The sequence below is a fragment of the Bartonella sp. bp_1 genome (genome assembly GCF_055808085.1).
In genome coordinates this window covers 1553642-1574591 of sequence record NZ_CM147851.1, presented here as the reverse complement: position 1 = coordinate 1574591, position 20950 = coordinate 1553642, and the positions used below count along the sequence as shown (strand labels likewise).

Sequence of the window (20950 nt, the reverse complement as noted above, 5' to 3'; positions counted from 1 at the left end):
TTATTTTTAAGAGCCAGAGTTTTGTTATTTCCATTATGAATGCAAGGGAAAAGGTCAGAAGATCTATGATTGTATTGCTTTTCATACTTTTGTGTATATCAACAAAATGTTGATCAGGAAGGCCATTGAATTTGGCCAGTTCTTGAAATCTGCAATGTTACCCATATGGCTGTGCCTTGGATCATACTATCTTTTAAATGGGCAATGCAGAAACAGCTGTAGTCAAGACTAAGCAATCTGTTATATTAGTGCTTATAACAGAGATTATATTTTACTGACAAATAACGGTTATTGGGTGGGGTAAGAGATTAAAGTTTTTGTTTGAACCCGATATTGAATTGCCATGAATTGAATGCGCCACCGGCTGCATAATTGGCATCCATATAAAACTGCTTGTTTTGGTAAAACTGAACATTCATACCGATTCCGTTATCCCACCAACCTGTGTCAAAATCATAATTTTCACGGAAGGTATGGTTAAATGTGTAGTCTGTTTTACCGTCAAATTCTTTCAGATAGCCTGTCTTGAAGTAAAGATCGACCGGATTTTTATTATTGACAAGTGAATATCCAAACACTGCGCTGGCGCGTCCGAGCATGCTGTCATAGCTGCCGAGCCTAGTGTGAAGCCCGTTGCTAGAAGAGATTGTCGCGCTGCGCATATGTGTCCATGTCAATTGGGCCTGTGGTTCGATATACATGCCGACTTTTGTGTCATGTTCCCGATAAAAACGCTGGCCGATCTCTGCTCCCAGTGCATAGCCATCCATGTCACCATCGCCATTCACATGGTAACCATTTATTGTTTTGGTATTAAAGTCATTTTCTGTGCGCAGATATTTGGCAAGTGCATCAACGTAGAAACCATTAGGATGCTTATAGGTTGCATATGCACCAATATGATATTGTTTGGCATCTCCATCCCCAACCTTGAAGTTAATATCACCCTTGGTATATCCCGCCATTAAGCCAACAAATAAATCAGCAGCGCTATTGTTTAGCTCGATACGCTTATCAATGCCACCCTGAACGCTCCAATAGGTCATATCGAAGTCAGATAGACGGTTGTTTTTGAAATGGTCCAAGCCGCCACCAAAGCTATGTATCCAGATATCTCCATCCATTTCTGGGGAATGATGAAGTTTGCCCATGCGTTGTAACAGGGTTTGGTTGGCGATAAAGCCAAGATAATAATTCGAATTGAGGAAATTGACGGTATTCATTGCTGTGTTCGTCAATGGTGGTTTTTGTGTAGATTTGCCATCCGATAGATACCAATTGCCGTCTGCATGTTGGTTTAAGCCGTAAATATAAGGTCCCACATCAGCGCCTGCGCTTGTAAAGATTGCGTTGTTGTCTGATTGGTTGGGACCAGTAAAGTCAACGACTTTCAATTCTTCCTGACCTGTATAGCCACCTGTGCGATTGTCGGTAAATACTATTTTGTGTGATCCCGTGCTGCTAGCCCGCACTTCGATAAGATCGCCAATCAAAGATGTAGGGGCCATGTCAGAGCGAAGGTTAAATGTAGAATTGCCCGAAAGGTTATCGACCGATAAAGTAACTTTATTGGCTGTTGTGGCTACGGTATTTTGATCGCCCAATGAAACTTTGGCGTTATTGCCAAGTTCCAGATCTGTTACATTGGAACTTTTCCACATTTGCCAATGGCTGTTTTCGCCATCAATAGAGAGTTTTATGGTACCAAGGCTCGCTGTCCCAGTTCCTTCTTTTTCCTTATTGGTATTGCCTGTTAAAATCGAGCCATCGGACATGTGGAGATCAATGGTTCCCTTTTTATCGGCAACTAGATCACCAGTAATTGCATACTGGGAAGGTATTACTATTCCAGATGCGTTTGTTGAGGTAATAAGCGACTTATCGCCGCTGGAATGTAGCGCGTAGCTATTTTTAGTTGTGTCAACCGCAACGACTGTGGTGCCTGTAAGGGATATTATGCCGCCGGTTGCCAAAACGCCGGTGGCAGCGGATCCGGTGGTTATGACATTTGCATTTATGGCGTCAACATAACTTTGCCCTGCAGGGGTGCTCGACGTATTTGCAGTCAAGCCATAAGCTTTATCGCCATTTGTACGGATGGATACATCTTCTATTTTTATCTTACCGCCGGTTGAGGCACGAACACCATAGGCGTTGTTGCCTGTGGTTTCAATGCTGCCATTTTGCATATAGATATCATAATTCCCAGCTGTATTTTTTGATCCCGTTACAGCTGCGATACCATGCGAATCTATCCCTTGTGTTCGTATTACTGAACCGTTGATAATTTGAATTGTTGCAGAACCGTCACTGACCACTCCTTTCGCATTCTTACCTTCAGTAATAATATTAGCTCCATCAAATAGAACAAAAGAGTTGGCTCCTGCATAAATACCGCTCGAGTTATCTCCTAATGTTTTTAGGTTCGTAGCAGAGAGTACTAAATATCCACCTGTGAGCATAGCTGCATTTGAATTTTTACCGATAGTAATAATATCAAATTGATCATCAGTTACGGGAGAGGGAATGCCCGATCCAACAAAAATAACAATACTTGAGTTAAAAAGTTCTATGCCGTGGGAACTTGCATTGTTCATTCTTATTTTTGCGCCACGGGCCAGTGTAATTGTACTATTTGGTTGGGAAGATACGCCTCTTGAGTTTGTACCATTCATCGTGATCGTACCGCCTTCGATATGAATATCGGTAGAGCCAGTGGACACTATAGCCATAGACGCTTGGCCGTTCATCTCGAAGTTTGTAGCGTTTATAGTTAAACTCTGATTATCTTTGCCTTGAACGCCGATACTACTTCCAGCGGTTGCATCAAAGATAAATGACGAATTATCTATCTCGATATTTGAGTTGCCATCTGATTTAACTCCAATGGAATTGGTGCCCATAGCTTTGAACTGGACATTATCTACAGTTAAGTTCGCGCTTGATCCTTGCACATTAATACCGGTGTTGCTTCCATATTTTAAATTGATACTGGTCGCATTGTTGGAATCTCCGAGCCTAAGTTTACCATTGGATTGAATGATAATGGCTGTCGGTTTGGTTGATGTCGTGTCGATGGACTGGTTGCTTAATGATATATTATCATTTGTCCCGACAGTGACGACTTGTGCGTATAATGATGTGCCTAGAAAAGGCAAGCATAAGCAACCTAAACAAAAAATAGATATGATCTGCCGTCTAAAGAATGCAAACACTAACTGAATACACATACTCATTCACTCATCACACACATTTGGACATACAAAACTTGTCTCGGTTTTGCATGGACCTTTGGTTTTGTCCACAATCTCTGATTGTTTCCCCAATAAATTCGCTGTCATTCTTTTTTTGTGGGGGGGGCGGTTTGATATTAAACTAATTGATAGGGCATGAAATTAAAAGTTATTGATATGGTTAAAAAAATGTCTTTGAGCTGTCAATAGATGATCTATATTCATCCAGTTCTGGTGGTTTGATAACTGATATTGCCCGTCTTCAAATTCCGTGAGGCTTTCAAGTTGTACTTTGTCCTGAATGCAGTCCTGATCAGCGGCTATTAAAGATACTCAAGCTGAGAAATAATGAAATATCCAACAAAAGAATGGGATAGCTTGAAAAAGGTGGCGCACCCGAAGAGATTCGAACTCCTGACCCCCAGATTCGTAGTCTGGTGCTCTATCCAGCTGAGCTACGGGTGCGTATGCAACATAATAAATACATGCAGAGCGGTTCCTAATCGGTCTTTCATAGAATTGCAAGTCTGGATTTGAAAAAAACAGATTTAAATTGATCATAATGACGGGCGCAGTGTCTTATGCCGACTTACTTTCACGGTTTTTTCGCCATTTAGCCAATGATGTTGGCATATCAGGTATGCGGATTTCAAAATGGGTGCCCAGTTGGCCATCTTCCATCAGTTTGATTGTGCCGCCATGGGCACGTATCAACTCTTCACAGATGGCCAATCCTAGACCACTGCCATTATGGCTCGATGAACCTTGAAACGGCGAAAAAAGGTATTCTTTGGCTTTGGCCGGCATGCCTGGACCAGTATCTTCTATATCAATGATCGAGGTAGTGCCGATACGCCCTGCAGTAATTGTTACCCGCTTGACTGCACAGTCATCTTGCTGGCCAATTGTTGTCATAGCAGTTATGGCGTTACGGCAAAGATTGGTGATAACACGGTTGAGTTGTTCGCTATCAGCGTCAATTTCAAAATTCTCGGGGACAAAATTTCTGAACTCCACCTGATCTGAGCCAGGCAAGGCAATTGCGTCCCAGACTTCCGCTACTAATATTCGCAGGCGCAGTTTCTGTTTCTGGGGTGGTGTTTCCTGTGTGCGGCCATAGGTGATGACGCTTTGGCTGTAACTGACTGCACGATCTATAGCCCGTATTAATTTAGGTGCCAATTTTTGAACCATAGGGTCTTTAATCGTTGAAAGATGGTCGGACATTAGTTGTGCCGAACTTAGGATATTGCGCATGTCATGATTGATTTTGGAAACGGCAAGACCAAGATTGGCCAGATGTTTCTGGCGCACAGAATTGCGTTGCAGTTCGGTTTCAACTGCAGCAATGCGTCGTTGGATTCCCCCGACTTCGTCACGCCGTTGTTCGGGCAGCATGATACGGCTTGGATTGTCAGGTTCTTTGACGAAATCAAGCATGTTCTCATAGATGTTTTGAAGAGGGCGTACCAGTAATTCGTGTACAATCAGATAGATTAGTGTTGCCGCAACAATGGCAATAGTCAGAGAAATGAAAATAAAATACCAGGCAAACTCGATCATGGCTTTGCGTAAGTGGCGGTCAGAAATGGTCATGTCGAGAATTATGTTCTGTCCGCTGATCGGTCCGCTGATGCGCATGATCTTTTCGCGGTTGCTAAAGAGTGTTCCCAGACTGCTCAAAATGGCTTGAGTTTCAGAGAATTGTGTTAAATCTATAACCTCGTCAATGTGGTCGGGATGATGATTGACGGCGAGTTCATGTGATTTTTCCTTTTCATTGACGCTGATGACCAATGCGTCGGTTATTTCAAGGATATTGTCACTTAATTTATTATTAGCCGGCTGCATGTTTTCATTTGCCAGAATAAGTGCAATGGCTTCGGCGGCCTGATGGCGGTCTTCCAGCCAGCGCTGACGCATGTTGGCGATAGAGGGCATAAAAACCATGACTTCAGTAATAAAAACTGAAAGGGCAATCAATAATAATAGTTTTGTGCGCAAACGATTATAAATAGGAATTCGTACAGGCCGATATTCCAGTGCCGGCTGCTGGGCGGCCCCTGTTTGCGCCCGACTATCTTCTTCTGCTGTCATAAAAATGCCTGATGAAAACTAATGAGAACACTTACATATTAGCGCGTTCATCTTCAACAGCAAAATGTTTTTTGTTCATTTATTTATCAGCTGTTCATGAAACTCTTTTGGATTGTTTTATATCTTGTTGGCACAAGTTTGAGCAGCGTTGCTTTTAGCTGTGGGCTGGCAAGCATATTAGCTCTTGGTACTGGTTACCTATTTACTGCTCAGTCGTTTTGTCAAACCGAAGGTGGGAAAAAGTGTCTGCTTTGATCGTGAACTTGCAGAGGCCGCGTTGGCTGAATAGTCGGCAATCAACTTGTTGGAAAGAAACGGTAATGGCCGGTAGCGGGGAAGGTTGTAAGAAAGTCTTCTTCTCTTGTGCCGCGGCCGATATTGTGAATGACCAATGGTTGTCCGTCTGACTTTACCCGGTCTGATACCATCATAATATGTGGACGGTTTCCAGGGACATTCACGGTCACAAGATCACCCGCTTCAAGATTATCCAGAACAAGTTTATCACTGATTTTGGCTTTTTGACGGGTAAAATAGGTTTGTAGATTGGGTACACGGCGGTGGTCTATGTTGCTGTCCGTTGCTGTCAGCCCCCACATTTTGGGGTAGACTGCAAAATTCCCTTTCATATCTTCATGAACGGTTTTTTGTAGATCAAAATTGAAGGCATCACGATAAGCGCGAATGATCACATCGGTGCAGACACCGTATTCTCGGTTAATGTCGCCATTGGGATATGCAATTTTCTCGTAACGGCCATCATAAATCGTGGTGATGCCGATCTGTTTCCTCGCCTCTCTTATCAATCGTTGTGCCGGAGAAGAAGGAAGGGGTTGTGCATACGCAAAATATGGCAACGCTATAAGGGAAGCTGCTGAAATGAGTAGGGAGCGTCGGTTGGTTATCATCGGTCTGCCTTTGGCAAAAGGCCCAATGGTTCAATAAAAGTGGCGATTATATGACTTGATGAGATAAAGCTCTTTTCTTGTGCGGCCATTTTTCGTAAATAGGATGGACAATCAGGAGTCAGCCCATGGCACGTAATGAGGTGCAGTTTAACAAGATATTGCAAGCTTTAAAGGAGCACGCTGCACAAGAGAGTGTATGCGACATCCGGTCGGCCTTTAAGGCTGATGCGCAACGCTTTGAACGGTTTTCAATTATCCATGAGGATCTGCTTGTAGATTTCTCCAAATGTGGCGTCAGTAGTTATACGATGGCGTTGTTTGATGAATTGCTTCATGCAGCCGATTTGGACGGACGGCGGGCGGCAATGTTTGCTGGAGAACCGATCAATATTACGGAAAAACGATCGGTGCTTCATGTGGCCTTGCGTATGCCTGAGACTAATGAGTTGATATTAGGTGGTCAGAATGTTGTTGCACAGGTGCATGATGTATTGGCCCGTATGGAAAAGTTTACAGATAGCGTGAGAAGTGGTGATTATAAGGGAGAATCAGGCAAGATAATTACCGATGTGGTCAATATCGGTATAGGTGGCTCGGACCTTGGACCGGCAATGGCGACTTTGGCACTACGTCCTTATCATAATGGCCCGCGCTGCCACTTTGTTTCCAATGTTGATGCTGCTCATATTGTTGATACATTGTCTTCGCTTGATCCGGAAACAACATTGGTCATTGTTGCTTCCAAAACCTTTACAACAGCCGAGACAATGGCCAATGCGCGTGTTGCTCGTCAATGGCTGACGGCAAAATTGGGTGACTTTGCTGTTTCCAGACATTTTGTCGCTGTATCGAGTGCACTCGATAAGGTTGCTGATTTCGGTATTGATTCATCGCGGGTTTTTGGTTTTTGGAATTGGGTTGGCGGACGTTATTCTGTCTGGTCGGCTATTGGCCTGCCTGTTATGCTGGCAATTGGTGCAAAAGCCTTCCGCCAGTTTCTGGCAGGAGCCCATGCAATGGACCAGCACTTTTTGAATGCCCCGTTTAATGCAAATATACCTGTAACTTTGGGGCTTTTGGGATTTTGGCATCGTGTTGTTCTTGGCTACCCAAGCCGTGCGGTTATTCCTTATGAACAGCGTCTTTCGCGTTTTCCAGCCTATTTGCAGCAGCTGGATATGGAGTCGAATGGCAAGCATATTACACTGGATGGTATGCCTTGCCGTTTTCCAACTGGCCCCGTTGTCTGGGGTGAGCCTGGTACGAATGGCCAACACGCTTTTTTTCAGCTTTTACATCAAGGTACCGACATTATCCCGGTTGAGTTTATTGTTTCGGTCAATGGTCATGAGGCCAATTTGAAATGCCAGCATGATATGTTGGTCGCTAATTGTCTGGCACAAGCAGAAGCATTGATGAAAGGCCGTAGTGTTGAAGAGGCGCGAACGATTTTGGATGCACAGGGTGTCGATAAAATTGGCGCTGAAAATTTATGTCCACATAAAAGCTTTAATGGCAACCGCCCATCTGTCATGATGATACAAGATAGTCTTACGCCGTATGCTTTAGGGCGTTTAATTGCGCTTTATGAACATCGTGTTTTTGTCGAGGGCGTGTTGATGAATATCAATTCCTTTGACCAATGGGGGGTGGAACTTGGCAAGGAGTTGGCTAACGAATTATTGCCGATGGTTAGCGGTGAAAAGGATGCCGGAGAGCGTGACAGTTCGACTCTTGGTCTGCTGGCTCATATTCGCAAGCGCAGCAATTAGGTAAGGCATTTTATGTCTAGGCAGGGCTGCGTAAGGCATCGAGCTGGTTTTTGAGAATCCGTATGCCAAGACTATTGAGGTCGAAATTTTTGTTCATGCGCAGCCATTCATGAATAATTCCGCCTACTGTAGAGACTAGAATACGTGAGGCATCTTGCGGTGTCCAGAGCGGTGACAATGTTCCGCGTAAGCGGGCCATCTCAAAAAGCCGCTCAAAAAGGTTAAGCATGTCCTTATGCGCTTGATATAGGCGATCCAAGGTGTCTGAAAATTCGCCGACATATTCGCAACGCAAGGTGATGATGGTCAGGACACGTTGCTGCTGTTCATCTTTTGCAAAGCTTTCAAAACAACCGTTAGCTGCTTTTTCTATGATATCAATAGGGTCTATCGAATCATTTTGGCTTGCTTGTGTAACAAGTTCTTCCTCAGGAAAACAGATGCGGTCGATGATAGCGCGAAAAATATCGGTTTTGTCTCGAAAGTGAAAATAGATAGCCCCTCGGGTGATACCGGCTTTTTTGGCGATATAATCCAGTGAGGTTTTTGATACGCCGAGTTCTAGAAAGCTTAGCTCTGCCGCATCAAGAATGGTTTCCCGTGTTTCTTGAGCTTCGGCTTTGGTACGGCGCATATTGGTTTTTCTCCTTTTATATCCATTACGCCTATCACTTTAATATTATTAAAAAAGGTCAGATAAGCTTGTATCTTCATTGTTGTGCCACAATATTGCTGATATTTGATGTTTATCAGCTTTTATCCTATTTACAAACATTGATGTATGTATATTTTGCCACAGCATAAAATATTGAAGGTGCGATTCCGTATGACCATTGCAAAAAAAATCTCTGCCGGCTTGTTGCTCGGCGCTATGTCCTTTGTTCTTGTTGCTTGTGGTAAACAAGAGGAAAAAAAGCAACCGCCGACGCCGGCAAGTGCCGTAACCGTACATAAACAGGAAATTCCGATTTCTTATGAGTATGCCGCTCGCGTTGTTGCCTACCGTGAAACGGAAGTGCGTGCCCGTGTTGGTGGAATCATGTTGCATCGTAATTTTGTTGAAGGCTCTGAAGTCAAACAAGGCGATGTTCTATTCGAGATCGATCCTGATCAGTATGCCGCAGCTGTTGAATCTGCACGCGCCAGAGTGGCACAGGCACAGGCCAACTATGACCAGTCGGTGCGTGATGCCAATCGTGCAGAAGAGCTTGTCAAACAGAAAGTACAGTCAACAGCCCAGCGGGATCAGGCTTTTGCAACGCGTGATGCGGATCGCGCCGCTTTGATGCAGGCGCAGGCTGATTTGCGCACAGCCGAACTCAATTTGCAATATACCAAGGTGATTGCGCCAATTAGCGGTTTGACAAGCCGTGAGGCGGTGTCTGAAGGTAGTCTGATCGGCGTTGATCCGTCTTCCAGTTTGCTGACCACCATAACTCAACGTGATCCTGTCTATGTGAATTTTTCTTTTACTGACAGTGAAGCTGCGGAAATGAAGTATTTGATGGCTGAGATGAAAAAGCGCGGTGAACCGGTCGATAATCTCAAGGTAACGATCCATTTGGGAGATGGTACCAATTACGCGCATGAAGGAACGGTTGACTTTACCTCGCCGACTATTGACGAGCAAACCGGAACATTGGGCGCACGTGCTGTTGTTGATAATCCGGATCATCGTCTGGTGCCGGGCATGTTTGTCCGTGTGACTGTGACTGGTTTGAAAATGGCCGATGCGACAACAATTCCTGAATCAGCTTTAATGCAGACCAATCAGGGACAATATGTCTATGTTGGCGTTACGCCGCCACCGTTGAAGGATGATGCAACGGATGAGGAGAAAGAGAAAGCGGCCAAAGAAGAGGAACAGAGGGAAAAAGACGGTTCTCGTCTTTTGATTGTCGAACGTCGGCCGGTTGAAGCGATCCGTCAATTGCAGGATCGGTCATGGCTCTTGGCACCTGCATCGCATTATGAGGAGCAGGTACCGGTTGAAGCTGCTGCTGATCAGAAAGCAGACAAGAAAGATGCTGATGCAGAGGCACCTGCTGCTACGCCGAAAATGCAGACCGTGACACGGATCAAAGGTGTCGAGGATGGTGAGAATGTTATTACAGCCGGTCAAGTCTATCTCAGCCAGAAATCACCCGATGAAAAACCGATGGTTCTGGTAACGCCTGACAAACCGCAAGTGAATGATGTAGAAAATGCATCGTCACCCGCAGCGGAGCACGCTGAATGAAACGAGGCTTTCTGATAGGGTGGTCTTTGCGGTCATTAGCCATTCTAGTTTTTATGGTGATAGCAGCAAGCGGGGTATCCTATGTATCGGCCAATGAACGTTCCGGTTATGCGATTGCCCAATATCCAGATCTTTTTCCGCCGAAAGTTGTTGTCTCTGCCCAGTATCCAGGGGCGAATGCAGAAACAGTGGCGCAGGCTGTTGCTGTGCCCCTTGAGCAGCAAATTAACGGCGTGCAGGACATGATCTATATGCAATCCACCAGCAATGCTTTAGGGGATATGCGGCTGACGATCACCTTCCGCTCGGGAACAGACCCAGATCAGGCAATTAGTAACATCAATGATCGTGTCCAAAAGGCTATTCAAAGCCTACCTGAAGCGGTGCAACGTTTAGGTATTGAAGTAAAACCTTCTCCCACGATTCTCGGCATGGTATTGATGCAGTCAAATTCGCAAGTCTATGACCAGACATCGGTTGCCCATTATGCACTTTTGAATGTTGTTGATGATCTCAAGCATATTAAGGGTGTTGATGAGGTGCAAGTTCTTGGCAATATGGAATATTCCATGCGTATTTGGCTTCATCCTGATAAGCTTGAACAATATGGTTTGACGTCGACCGATGTGATCAATGCAGTGAATGAACAGACTGCGCAATATTCGGTCGGGCGTATCGGCGATAAGCCTGATCCGTCTGGTGCTTTCACTTATTCTGCTGTTACGCAGGGGCATCTGATTACGCCAGAACAATTCGGTAATATTATTTTGCGGTCGGATGAAAATGCGGCTTCGCTTAAATTAGGTGATGTCGTACGTATTGAACTTGGCGCACAGCAATATTTTGGGGAATCCAAGCTAAACAGCGCCCCTAAAGTACCGATCATGATTTATTTGCAATCTGGCGCCAATGCATTTTCAACCATGAAAACGGTTAAAGAACATATGGCACGACTGAGTACCCAGTTTCCAAGCGGAGTGAGCTATGCTGTGCCTTACGATGCGACCAGATTTACCTATGTGTCGGATGACACAGAAAATGCGGAGCACGCTCAATGAATTATAGTTTCTTTATCAACCGGCCGGTTTTCGCATCGGTTATTTCTATTGTGATTGTGCTTGCAGGCGTTATGTGCATTCGGATATTGCCGATTGCCCAATATCCAGATCTTTTGCCGCCGGAAGTTGTTGTTTCTGCCCAGTATCCTGGAGCGAGCGCAGAAACAGTGGCGCAGACTGTGGCTGTTCCGCTTGAGCAGCAAATTAACGGCGTGCAGGATATGCTCTACATGCAGTCGGTCAATAATGCGCAAGGGACAATGCGTTTGACGGTGACTTTTGCACAAGGCACGGATCCGGATCAAAATACGATCAATGTGAATAACCGTGTGCAGCGTGCTATGACCAAACTGCCGCAAGAAGTGCAGCGACTTGGTGTCACAACGGACAAGCGATCGTCATCCATTTTGGGGATGGTTGCCATGCAGGCCGTCGGCGGTACTTATGATGCGACATATGTTGCCAACTATGCATTGTTAAATGTCATTGATGATCTTAAACGTATTCAGGGCGTTGGTGATGCACAGATACTTGGTAATAAGGACTATTCCATGCGTATCTGGTTGCGCCCTGATAAGTTGGCGCAATATTCCTTGACACCAACCGATGTGATTAATGCCGTCAATGAGCAAAATTCGCAATATTCGGTTGGTCGTATTGGCGACGAGCCAGATATTAGCGGTGCTTTCACTTATTCGGCGACGACGCAAGGCCGTCTGGTGACGCCGGAAGAATTTGGCAATATTATATTGCGATCAGATCCGAATGGCGCTTCTCTGCGTTTGAGTGATGTGGCGCGTATTGAGCTTGGTACCCAGCAATATTTTGTTGATTCAAAATTGAATGGCAATCCGATGGTGCCGATTTTGATCTTCTTGCAACCGGGTGCCAATGCTTTGGCGACGATGGAGGCGATTAAAACACGTATGGAAGAACTGAAAGCTTCTTTTCCATCTGGCATTGATTATTCTGTGCCTTATGATACGACAAAGTTCATTCAGGTTTCTGTCGACGAAGTAATCCATACTTTTATTGAAGCTATTTTGCTGGTGATTGCGGTTGTCTTTTTGTTTCTGCAAAACTGGCGTGCGACACTGATCCCGATCATCGCTGTGCCGATCTCGATTATTGGTACATTTGCAGGGATGTATGTCCTCGGTTTTTCGATTAATATGCTGACGCTTTTCGGTCTGGTTCTTGCGATTGGTATTGTGGTTGATGACGCGATTGTTGTGTTGGAAAACGTCGAACGCCTGATGCAGGAAGAGGGCCTTAATCCGCATGATGCGGCTGTGAAATCAATGAGCGAGGTGACGGGGCCTGTTGTTGCTATCGTGCTGGTTCTTTGCGCTGTGTTCATACCGGTGTCTTTCATGGGCGGTATGGCGGGTGTTATGTATCAGCAGTTTGCTGTTACTATCGCGATGTCGGTTGTGTTGTCCGGTATTGTGGCCTTGACCTTGACACCGGCTCTTTGTGCTCTTCTTCTTGAGCCTACGCATAAAGAACCATGGAAGATATTTAAGGTATTTAATAGCTTTTTTGACAAGGTCACAGATACTTATGTTTCGGGCGTCTCATTCTTTGTCCATAAAGTATGGGTCGGGCTTGGAGTTTTCGTAGCGGTTTGTCTTCTTGCCCTGTTTCTATTTGAGAAACTACCTGGTTCTCTCGTTCCTGAAGAGGACCAAGGGTATATTTTGGCCGTCTCATTCTTGCCGGCGTCCTCATCACTAGAACGTACAACCGAGGTTATTGATCAGGCTTCCAAGATATTGCGCAAAAATCCGGCAGTTCAGGATGTAGCGGAAATTTCCGGTTATGACTTGCTTTCCGGTGGTCTTAAAACCAGTTCTGGTGCGATGTTCGTAATTTTCAAGGATTGGGAAGAACGTAAAGATCCAGCTCAGGATACACGTGCTGTAGCACCGACCGTTATGGGTATGATGATGGGTATTAAAGATGGTGTGACGATGGCGTTTAATCCGCCGCCTATTATCGGCCTGTCAACGACGGGTGGCTTTGAAGGCTATCTTCAGGATCGTAGCGGTGGTTCTATTGATGATCTGTATGAGATGACACAGAAGTTGGTGACTGCGGCTAATAAGCGTTCAGAGTTGGCTGATGTGCAAACAACATTTGATCCGAATGTGCCGAATTATGATTTCCAGATTGACCGTGTGAAGGCGCGTGCCATGGATGTGCCGATCAATACAATTTATGATGCGCTTTCGGCGACCTTTGGCAATATTTATATCAATGATTTTACGCTTTACGGTCGTAACTATCAGGTCAAGGTGCAAGCGGAAGGAGAATTCCGAAAAACAGCGACTGATATCAAGCATATTTTTGTACGCTCGAATTCAGGCCAGATGATACCATTAAATGCGCTGGCTACTGTCCAACGTAAAACTGGTTCTGACCAGCTTGAGCGGTTCAATGCATTTTATGCAACCAAAATTAGGGGTAATCCAGCGCCCGGATATTCGTCAGGTCAGGCAATCAATGCGATGAGAGAATTGGCCACTCAAGTTTTGCCAAATACCTATCAGATTGCTTGGACAGGGTCGGCCTATCAGGAAGTTGTGTCAGGTAGTGCCGGTTCTACGGCGATGATATTTGGTATTATCATGGTGTTCTTGATTCTCGCGGCACAATATGAACGTTGGAGTCTACCCTTGGCTGTTATTACGGCTGTTCCATTTGCTATTACCGGCGCGTTGGCATTGACATGGATCCGTGGTTTGACAAATGACGTCTATTTCCAGATTGGTCTTGTTGCTTTGGTGGGGTTGGCGGCGAAAAACGCAATTCTCATTGTCGAATTTGCCGTGATTGAACGGGAAAGTGGAAAGTCTGCGATTGATGCGGCTATTTCAGCAGCACGTCTGCGGTTCCGTCCGATTATTATGACCTCGTTGGCCTTTATTCTTGGTGTTTTGCCACTGGCAACCTCTACAGGTGCCGGTTCGGCAAGTCGCCATGCAATTGGTACGGGCGTGATCGGCGGTATGTTGGCGGCAACATGTATTGCTACTTTCTTTATTCCCATGTTCTATCGTCTGATCGCCTATAAGGATCAGAAGCCAAAAGGCGGAGATGTACCGCCACAAGATGGTGGCGGGACTGATCCTGAACCGCCGCATCAATCTTCTCCTGTAAAAGGCAAGACCGTGAAACATGCTTAAATATAAAAAGCCCTGCTTAAGCGGGGCTTTTTTGTATGATTGAACTTTATTTATGATAGGCCTTCAATATTGCCCTTTGCATCGAGATGGATTTTTTGTGCATTGGGCTGGCTTGGCAGTCCCGGCATGGTCATGATCTGGCCGCATATGACAACGATAAAGCCTGCACCGGCTGAAAGGCGGACTTCGCGTACCGGTACGTCGAAATTTTCCGGTGCGCCCAGCAGATCCGGATTGGTTGAAAACGAATATTGTGTTTTGGCCATACAGATAGGTAGCTCTCCATAGCCGGATTCTTCCCAGTCATGAAGTTGAGTGGCAATATGGGGATCAATAATGGCTTCACGGCCATGATAGACTTTTTGAACTACCGTATTGATCTTGTCGGCCAGTGACATTTTATCCGGATAAAGGGGGGTAAACCGTGATGGTTTCTGATCGATCATGGTTACAAGTTTTTTAGCCAGTTCTTCCGTTCCTTTTGAACCTTCATTGAAGTGGCGGCATAGAACGGCTTCATGGCCTGTTCGGGCTACAATCTGTTGCAGGACTTCGATTTCGGCTTTCGTGTCGCTGGCAAATTGATTGACGCCGACAATAACCGGCACGCCATATTGTTTCATATTGTCGATATGGCGTAATAAATTGGCTGCACCTTGTCGCAAGGCGTCGATATTTTCATGGTCAAGGTTTTCACGTTTGATCCCGCCATTCATTTTCAGGGCGCGGATTGTTGCAACAATAACGCAGGCCGATGGGGTCAAACCCGCCTTTCGGCATTTGATGTCGTAGAACTTTTCGGCACCAAGGTCGGCCCCGAAACCCGCTTCTGTTATGACGTAGTCCGCGAGTTTCAATGCTGTTTTGGTGGCAATTACCGAATTGCAGCCATGGGCAATATTGGCAAAAGGACCACCATGAACAATGACAGGATTATTTTCCAATGTCTGGACAAGATTGGGTAGAATTGCATCTTTCAGCAATGCGCTCATAGCGCCTTCGGCTTTGAGATCACCTGCGGTGACCGGTTTTTTATCCCGTGTGTAACCAATAATGATACGGCTTAAACGTTGTGTAAGGTCGTCAAGATTTTCGGCAAGGCATAAAATAGCCATAACTTCGGAAGCAACAGTTATATCAAAACCACCCTGACGTGGAAAACCGTTGGTGACACCACCTAGCGACAAGACAATGTCACGCAGTGCCCGATCATTCATATCAAGGACACGCCGCCAGCTTATCCGCCGCGTGTCTATATCCAGTTTATTGCCCCAATAGATATGGTTGTCGATCATGGCCGCCAGCAGATTATGTGCGCTGGTAATGGCATGGAAGTCACCGGTAAAATGCAGGTTCATGTCGTCCATAGGAATGACTTGGGCATAGCCGCCACCGGCCGCGCCACCTTTGGAGCCGAAGCATGGTCCTAAAGATGCTTCACGAATGGCGGCAAGAGAGTTTTTTCCAATCCGGCATAATGCATCATGCAGGCCGATTGTCATTGTGGTTTTGCCTTCTCCTGCCGGTGTCGGATTGATAGCGGTAACCAGCACAAGATGGCCATTTTTGTTGGTGGCTATTTTTTCGATGAAGTGGCGATTGATCTTAGCCTTGTCGTGGCCATAGGGAATAAGATCGTCATAATGGATACCAAGCTTGTCTCCAATGTCGCGGATAGGCTTTTTGTTGGCATTACGAGCAATTTCGATATCGGTAAGCATGGTTTCCCCTTGATGAATGGTGCGTGCTTATTGTTTGATCATAAGCCAATTGCAGGCATGTTCAAGACGGCTATTCGAATTCCGGTTGTCTATTGTTACAGTGGGGATACAAATATTCAGGGTCTGTAGCTTATGGGTGAATTGATACATTATGGTGCGATTGAATGATGATATGATGCTTGTGTTTGCCCGTCTGATATATTGCAATCAGCAGAATTGGCTGCTGTTTTCTTTCTATTTTCTACTTTTAAGCCAGCCATCCATAACGACACCGCAAAGCAAGAGGACCGCGCCGATATAGAAACCGGGTGATAATACTTCCTTTTGCCCAAACAGTATCAAGGCCAGCATAATGCCATAGAGGGCTTCAAGATTAAGCGAGAGAGCCGCTGTAAAACCACTTAAATTCTTGATGGCTTCGACATAAAGGCTCATGGCAAGTGCCGAACATAAAATACCCAAGAATAGCACGCCAAGAATATCATTTAGGCCATGCATGGCCAACCAGCCAACATTGCCTTCACGTAATATAAAAATCAACGCGATAACAAGGGCGGCTCCGATCATCTGGTCGCGGGAGACATGGATAATTTTAAGGTTCGAACCAAGACGTGCTGTGGCGATGGTGTAGCAGGCATCGAGAAAGGCGGCGAGTAGGCCGACCAGTAATCCTGTCATATAGCGGGTTTCAAAGCCGAACATGATAAGGACGCCGATAAGCGAAATAAAACTGAGCATGAATTGGGTTGGCTGAAACCGGCTTTTCTGGATGAAAGGTTCTATGAATACGATAAAAATAGGGGCTATGGCCAGCGAGACAACACCGATGGATACGGTGGAAAGGAGAATGGACTGGAAGAAGCAGAACCATGCCAGTCCGAGTAAAGCGCCGCTTGCCATAATGTGGATGCGTTCACGCCAGTTTACCTTGTCTTTTTGATAAAACAGGGTGGTAATTAAAATCAGTATCAGAGCGGCAATTAGTGAACGATAGAATACAATGGCTGCTGCCGATAGGCTCATCAATTTGGAACTGACACCTGCCGCACCCCACATAAAGATGGCAAAATGTAATTTAAGATAATCAAGCCAGCGCGATGAATTGGTCATTGTCGACTCTTACGGGCAAAAGCTTCGGCGAATGGATTATGAGTCGCGGCGGCTTTGGGAGCTGTTTTCGCTGGGATATGTCGATTTGTGCCAGTATGATGTTCTTTGGATATAGGATCCGCTTTTGACGGGTCTTTTTTCATGGAAAGTGAAATGCGCTTGCGGGCAACATCGACTTCCATCACCGTCACACTGACAATCATACCTGCTTTGACGATATCATGGGGATCAGAAACATAGCGGTCGGCAAGTTGGGATATATGGACCAGGCCATCCTGATGGACACCGATATCGACAAAGGCGCCGAAGGCGGCAACATTGGTTACTGTTCCTTCCAGTTTCATGCCGGGTTTCAAGTCCTTGATGTCATCAATACCATCGGCAAAAGTGGCGGTTTTGAATTCGGGACGTGGGTCGCGACCGGGTTTTTCCAATTCGGCTAGAATATCCTTGATCGTCGGCAGACCAAAGTCGTCATTGATAAATTGGCGTGGATCAATCGTTTTGAGTTTGGCACTGTCCCCCATCAAATCACGTAAATCACGTCCGCAGGCTTTGATGATTTCTTTTGCAACACCATAGGCTTCAGGATGGACCGAGGAGGCATCTAGCGGTTCATCACCATCACGGATACGTAAAAACCCGGCAGCCTGTTCAAAGGTTTTCTCGCCAAGCCGTGTAACCTTTTTCAGTTGTTGGCGGTTTTTAAACGGACCGTTTTCGTTGCGATGGCTGACAATGGCTTCAGCCAATGTTTGACTGAGGCCTGATATATGCGCTAGAAGAGCAGCCGATGCGGTATTGAGATCAACGCCGACAGCATTGACGGCATCTTCGACAACGCCATCGAGTGCGCGTGCAAGTTGGAATTGGTCGACATCGTGCTGATATTGCCCGACACCGATGGATTTAGGCTCGATTTTGACCAGTTCGGCCAATGGATCCTGTAGACGCCGTGCAATAGAGACAGCACCGCGCAATGAAACATCCAGATCGGGAAATTCGGCTGCAGCTAGCGATGAAGCCGAATAGACCGATGCACCGGCTTCGGATACAATAACCTTGACCGGTTTGGGGGAGGGCAATTTTTCAAGCAGCTCGGCCACAAGGCGTTCTGTCTCTCGGCTTGCCGTCCCGTTGCCGATAGCAATCAGCTGTACCTGATGACGTGTAATCAGATTGGCCAGAGTGGCCAGCGATCCGGCAATATCGTTTCGAGGCTGGAAAGGATAGATTGTTGATGTGTCCAGCAAGCGGCCGGTTTGGTCGATAACCGCAACCTTGACGCCTGTGCGGATACCCGGATCAAGCCCTATTGTTGTTTTATAACCGGCCGGTGCGGCCAGAAGCAGGTCTTTGAGATTGCGTTGGAAAACACGTATAGCCTCCTCATCGGCACGTTCACGCATATCGCGCATCAGATCAAGGCTTAGATGGAGTGATAGTTTGACTCGCCATGCCCATAGTGCAACATCACGCAAATAAAGGTCGCCGGGTAAGGTCTTGCCGATGGCATAGTAATTGACAATAAGATGAAAAACGGGCTTTTCAAAAGCTGTTTCTGCTTCATCAACTTCAATATCAAGGCTGAGAATATTCTCGTTACGTCCGCGTAGCATAGCCAAGGCACGATGGCTGGGGACGCTCGACCATTTCTCGCGGTGATCGAAATAATCGGAAAATTTGGCACCCTCTTGTTCTTTTCCATCAATCACCTTGGCATGAATGAAGGCATGAGCATGCATATGATCACGCAAACGGCCGATCAGCTCGGCATTTTCACTCATTTGTTCTGCAATGATATCCCGCACGCCGCTCAGCGCGCTTTTGGTGTCGACAATCTGTTCATTAAGATAATTCAGGGCTTCTTTTTCAGGATCAAGACTGCGGTTTTCCATGATGGCATCAGCCAAAGGCTGGAGGCCGTTTTCCCGTGCAATCTGTGCTTTTGTCCGACGTTTGGGTTTATAGGGCAGGTAGATATCTTCTAGTTCAGCCTTGGTTGTTACACGGCCAATAGCGCTTTCCAGCTCTGCGGTTAGTTTTCCCTGTTCGCGGATCGAATCAAGAATGGTTTTTCGCCGGGCCTCGAGTTCACGCAGATAGGCCAGACGTTCATCAAGCAAGCGCAGTTGGGTATCGTCAAGTCCGCCCGTTACTTCTTTGCGGTAGCGGGCGATAAAAGGAATAGTTGCCCCTTCATCAATTAAAGTAATGGTTGCCAATACTTGTGCCGGTTTGGCATTGATGTCGCCAGCGATAAGCTCTGCTATTGTTTTTGTCATTCCGATACCCTTTACCAGTTAGGCGGAATTTAGCTGTTCGGCAGCTTGAAGCAACAAAAATGCAGATTTCACACAGAATTTAAAAATCTGCTCTTATTAAAGTGCCGTCTGCTTCCTATGTGTATTCATATGAGAAATGATGAAAGAGGAAATGATGTCCTGTTTGTTTGATAAACTGAAAGTCGGTGCAATTGAAGTTTCAAACCGTATCGCTATGGCACCGATGACTAGAAACCGCTCACCCAAAGCGGTGCCACAACCGATAACAGCAACCTATTACGGACAACGTGCGACGGCAGGTCTTATCATAACCGAGGCTGTTGCTATTAGCCATCAGGCACAAGGTTATGCCGATGTTCCCGGTCTTTATAGTGACGAGCAGATCAAGGGATGGCGTAAAGTTACGGATGAAGTGCATCAAAAAGGTGGAAAGATATATGCCCAGATATGGCATGTCGGGCGTGTATCACATACCAGTCTGCAGCCGGACGGTGCTGCTCCTGTCGCCCCTTCAGCTATTCAGGCCAAAACAAAAATCTATATTTATGACGAGAATGGTCACGGTAGCTTTGTTGAAACATCTATGCCGCGTGCATTGGAAAAATCCGAATTGCCAAAAATTGTTGACGACTTTGCCAAGGCTGCCAGACGTGCTGTTAAAGAGGCCGGTTTTGATGGTGTCGAAATTCATGCAGCTAATGGCTACCTCATTGACCAGTTTTTACGCTCAGATTCCAATCAGCGTGATGATGATTATGGGGGCTCTATTGAAAATCGAGCTCGTTTTCTGTTTGAAGTAGTAGAAGCCGTGATTGCCGAGATCGGTGCAGAGCATACGGCCATCCGCCTGTCGCCTGTGACACCATCCAATGATGCGCATGATCATGATCCTCAACCGCTTTTTGATTATGTAGTTGATGCTTTGGCTGCTTATGATCTTGCCTTTATCCACGTTATTGAAGGTGCAACGGGTGGGGATCGCTCTTATCAGGAGGTTTCTTATTCCTTTGATTATAAGCGCTTTAAACAGGTCTATCTTGATGCTGGTGGCAAGGCTGCATGGATGGTTAATAATGGTTATGATCGTGCGATGGCTGAAGATGCAGTGCAATCGGGCTACGCCGATCTTGTTTCTTTCGGCCGTCCTTTTATTGCCAATCCCGACCTCGTTCGTCGGATTAAAGAAAATGCGGCATTGAACGAGGGTGATCCATCGACTTTCTATGGCGGTGGTGAAAAGGGTTATACGGACTATTCGTTTTTGTAACCGACAACAAGAAGGGTGAATGTTGTTCATGTTTATGTTGAACAGCGTTCATTTTATTGTTATGCTTATGCC

The 20950-nt window shown here is 45.9% G+C and carries 11 protein-coding genes, 1 tRNA gene and 1 pseudogene; 5 read left to right on the top strand and 8 right to left on the bottom strand.

The window, feature by feature from the left end:
• Positions 1-308: 308 nt before the first annotated feature.
• The 4 genes from ACYZ97_RS07740 to ACYZ97_RS07725 form a co-directional block, all read right to left on the bottom strand.
• A complete protein-coding gene (locus tag ACYZ97_RS07740) occupies positions 309-3158 on the bottom strand; it encodes an autotransporter outer membrane beta-barrel domain-containing protein (RefSeq protein WP_473297922.1) in 2850 nt (949 codons plus the stop codon).
• Between the two features lie 463 nt (positions 3159-3621).
• Positions 3622-3698 (bottom strand) — tRNA-Arg (locus tag ACYZ97_RS07735).
• 114 nt (positions 3699-3812) lie between these two features.
• Positions 3813-5330 (bottom strand): sensor histidine kinase, encoded by a 1518-nt coding sequence (locus ACYZ97_RS07730; RefSeq protein ID WP_473297921.1) that lies wholly within the window; start codon positions 5328-5330, stop codon positions 3813-3815.
• A 296-nt stretch (positions 5331-5626) separates the two neighbouring features.
• On the bottom strand, positions 5627-6238 hold the full coding sequence (locus tag ACYZ97_RS07725; RefSeq protein WP_473297920.1) for a DUF1287 domain-containing protein: 612 nt from the start codon (positions 6236-6238) through the stop codon (positions 5627-5629).
• Positions 6239-6363: 125 nt separating this feature from the next.
• Here ACYZ97_RS07725 and pgi point away from each other — a divergent pair, with 125 nt between their 5' ends.
• Entirely contained in the window at positions 6364-8010 is a 1647-nt protein-coding gene (pgi, locus tag ACYZ97_RS07720; RefSeq protein ID WP_473297918.1) for a glucose-6-phosphate isomerase, read from the top strand.
• 16 nt (positions 8011-8026) lie between these two features.
• On the opposite strand, the gene ACYZ97_RS07715 is transcribed toward pgi, so the two are convergent.
• Positions 8027-8644 (bottom strand): TetR family transcriptional regulator, encoded by a 618-nt coding sequence (locus tag ACYZ97_RS07715; protein WP_473297916.1) that lies wholly within the window; start codon positions 8642-8644, stop codon positions 8027-8029.
• A gap of 192 nt (positions 8645-8836) precedes the next feature.
• Here ACYZ97_RS07715 and ACYZ97_RS07710 point away from each other — a divergent pair, with 192 nt between their 5' ends.
• The 3 genes and pseudogenes from ACYZ97_RS07710 to ACYZ97_RS07700 all read left to right on the top strand — a co-directional run bounded on the left by ACYZ97_RS07710 (position 8837) and on the right by ACYZ97_RS07700 (position 14495).
• Positions 8837-10249, top strand: a complete 1413-nt coding sequence (locus tag ACYZ97_RS07710; protein ID WP_473297914.1) for an efflux RND transporter periplasmic adaptor subunit — start codon at positions 8837-8839, stop codon at positions 10247-10249.
• Positions 10250-10302: 53 nt separating this feature from the next.
• Positions 10303-11274 (top strand): annotated as a pseudogene (locus ACYZ97_RS07705) (efflux RND transporter permease subunit); the annotation flags it as partial.
• Between the two features lie 29 nt (positions 11275-11303).
• The gene (locus tag ACYZ97_RS07700) at positions 11304-14495 is read left to right on the top strand and encodes an efflux RND transporter permease subunit (RefSeq protein ID WP_473297912.1); all 3192 of its coding nucleotides are present in this window, start codon (positions 11304-11306) and stop codon (positions 14493-14495) included.
• 50 nt (positions 14496-14545) lie between these two features.
• On the opposite strand, the gene ACYZ97_RS07695 is transcribed toward ACYZ97_RS07700, so the two are convergent.
• The 3 genes from ACYZ97_RS07695 to ACYZ97_RS07685 form a co-directional block, all read right to left on the bottom strand.
• A complete protein-coding gene (locus tag ACYZ97_RS07695) occupies positions 14546-16216 on the bottom strand; it encodes a formate--tetrahydrofolate ligase (protein WP_473297910.1) in 1671 nt (556 codons plus the stop codon).
• Positions 16217-16450: 234 nt separating this feature from the next.
• Entirely contained in the window at positions 16451-17326 is an 876-nt protein-coding gene (locus tag ACYZ97_RS07690) for a DMT family transporter (protein WP_473297908.1), read from the bottom strand.
• On the bottom strand, positions 17323-19611 hold the full coding sequence (locus tag ACYZ97_RS07685; RefSeq protein ID WP_473297907.1) for a Tex family protein: 2289 nt from the start codon (positions 19609-19611) through the stop codon (positions 17323-17325). The genes ACYZ97_RS07690 and ACYZ97_RS07685 overlap by 4 nt, the downstream gene beginning before the upstream one ends.
• 154 nt (positions 19612-19765) lie before the next feature.
• On the opposite strand from ACYZ97_RS07685, the gene ACYZ97_RS07680 reads away from it, so the two are divergent.
• The gene (locus ACYZ97_RS07680) at positions 19766-20878 is read left to right on the top strand and encodes an alkene reductase (protein WP_473300666.1); all 1113 of its coding nucleotides are present in this window, start codon (positions 19766-19768) and stop codon (positions 20876-20878) included.
• The last annotated feature ends 72 nt before the right edge of the window (positions 20879-20950 follow it).

Coding starts and splice junctions, on each gene's coding strand:
- ACYZ97_RS07695 (WP_473297910.1), bottom strand. CDS start 16,216: ATGCTTACCGATATCGAAATTGCTCGTAATGCCAACAAAAAGCCTATC.
- ACYZ97_RS07700 (WP_473297912.1), top strand. CDS start 11,304: ATGAATTATAGTTTCTTTATCAACCGGCCGGTTTTCGCATCGGTTATT.
- ACYZ97_RS07710 (WP_473297914.1), top strand. CDS start 8,837: ATGACCATTGCAAAAAAAATCTCTGCCGGCTTGTTGCTCGGCGCTATG.
- pgi (WP_473297918.1), top strand. CDS start 6,364: ATGGCACGTAATGAGGTGCAGTTTAACAAGATATTGCAAGCTTTAAAG.
- ACYZ97_RS07730 (WP_473297921.1), bottom strand. CDS start 5,330: ATGACAGCAGAAGAAGATAGTCGGGCGCAAACAGGGGCCGCCCAGCAG.
- ACYZ97_RS07680 (WP_473300666.1), top strand. CDS start 19,766: ATGTCCTGTTTGTTTGATAAACTGAAAGTCGGTGCAATTGAAGTTTCA.
- ACYZ97_RS07685 (WP_473297907.1), bottom strand. CDS start 19,611: ATGACAAAAACAATAGCAGAGCTTATCGCTGGCGACATCAATGCCAAA.
- ACYZ97_RS07690 (WP_473297908.1), bottom strand. CDS start 17,326: ATGACCAATTCATCGCGCTGGCTTGATTATCTTAAATTACATTTTGCC.
- ACYZ97_RS07725 (WP_473297920.1), bottom strand. CDS start 6,238: ATGATAACCAACCGACGCTCCCTACTCATTTCAGCAGCTTCCCTTATA.
- ACYZ97_RS07715 (WP_473297916.1), bottom strand. CDS start 8,644: ATGCGCCGTACCAAAGCCGAAGCTCAAGAAACACGGGAAACCATTCTT.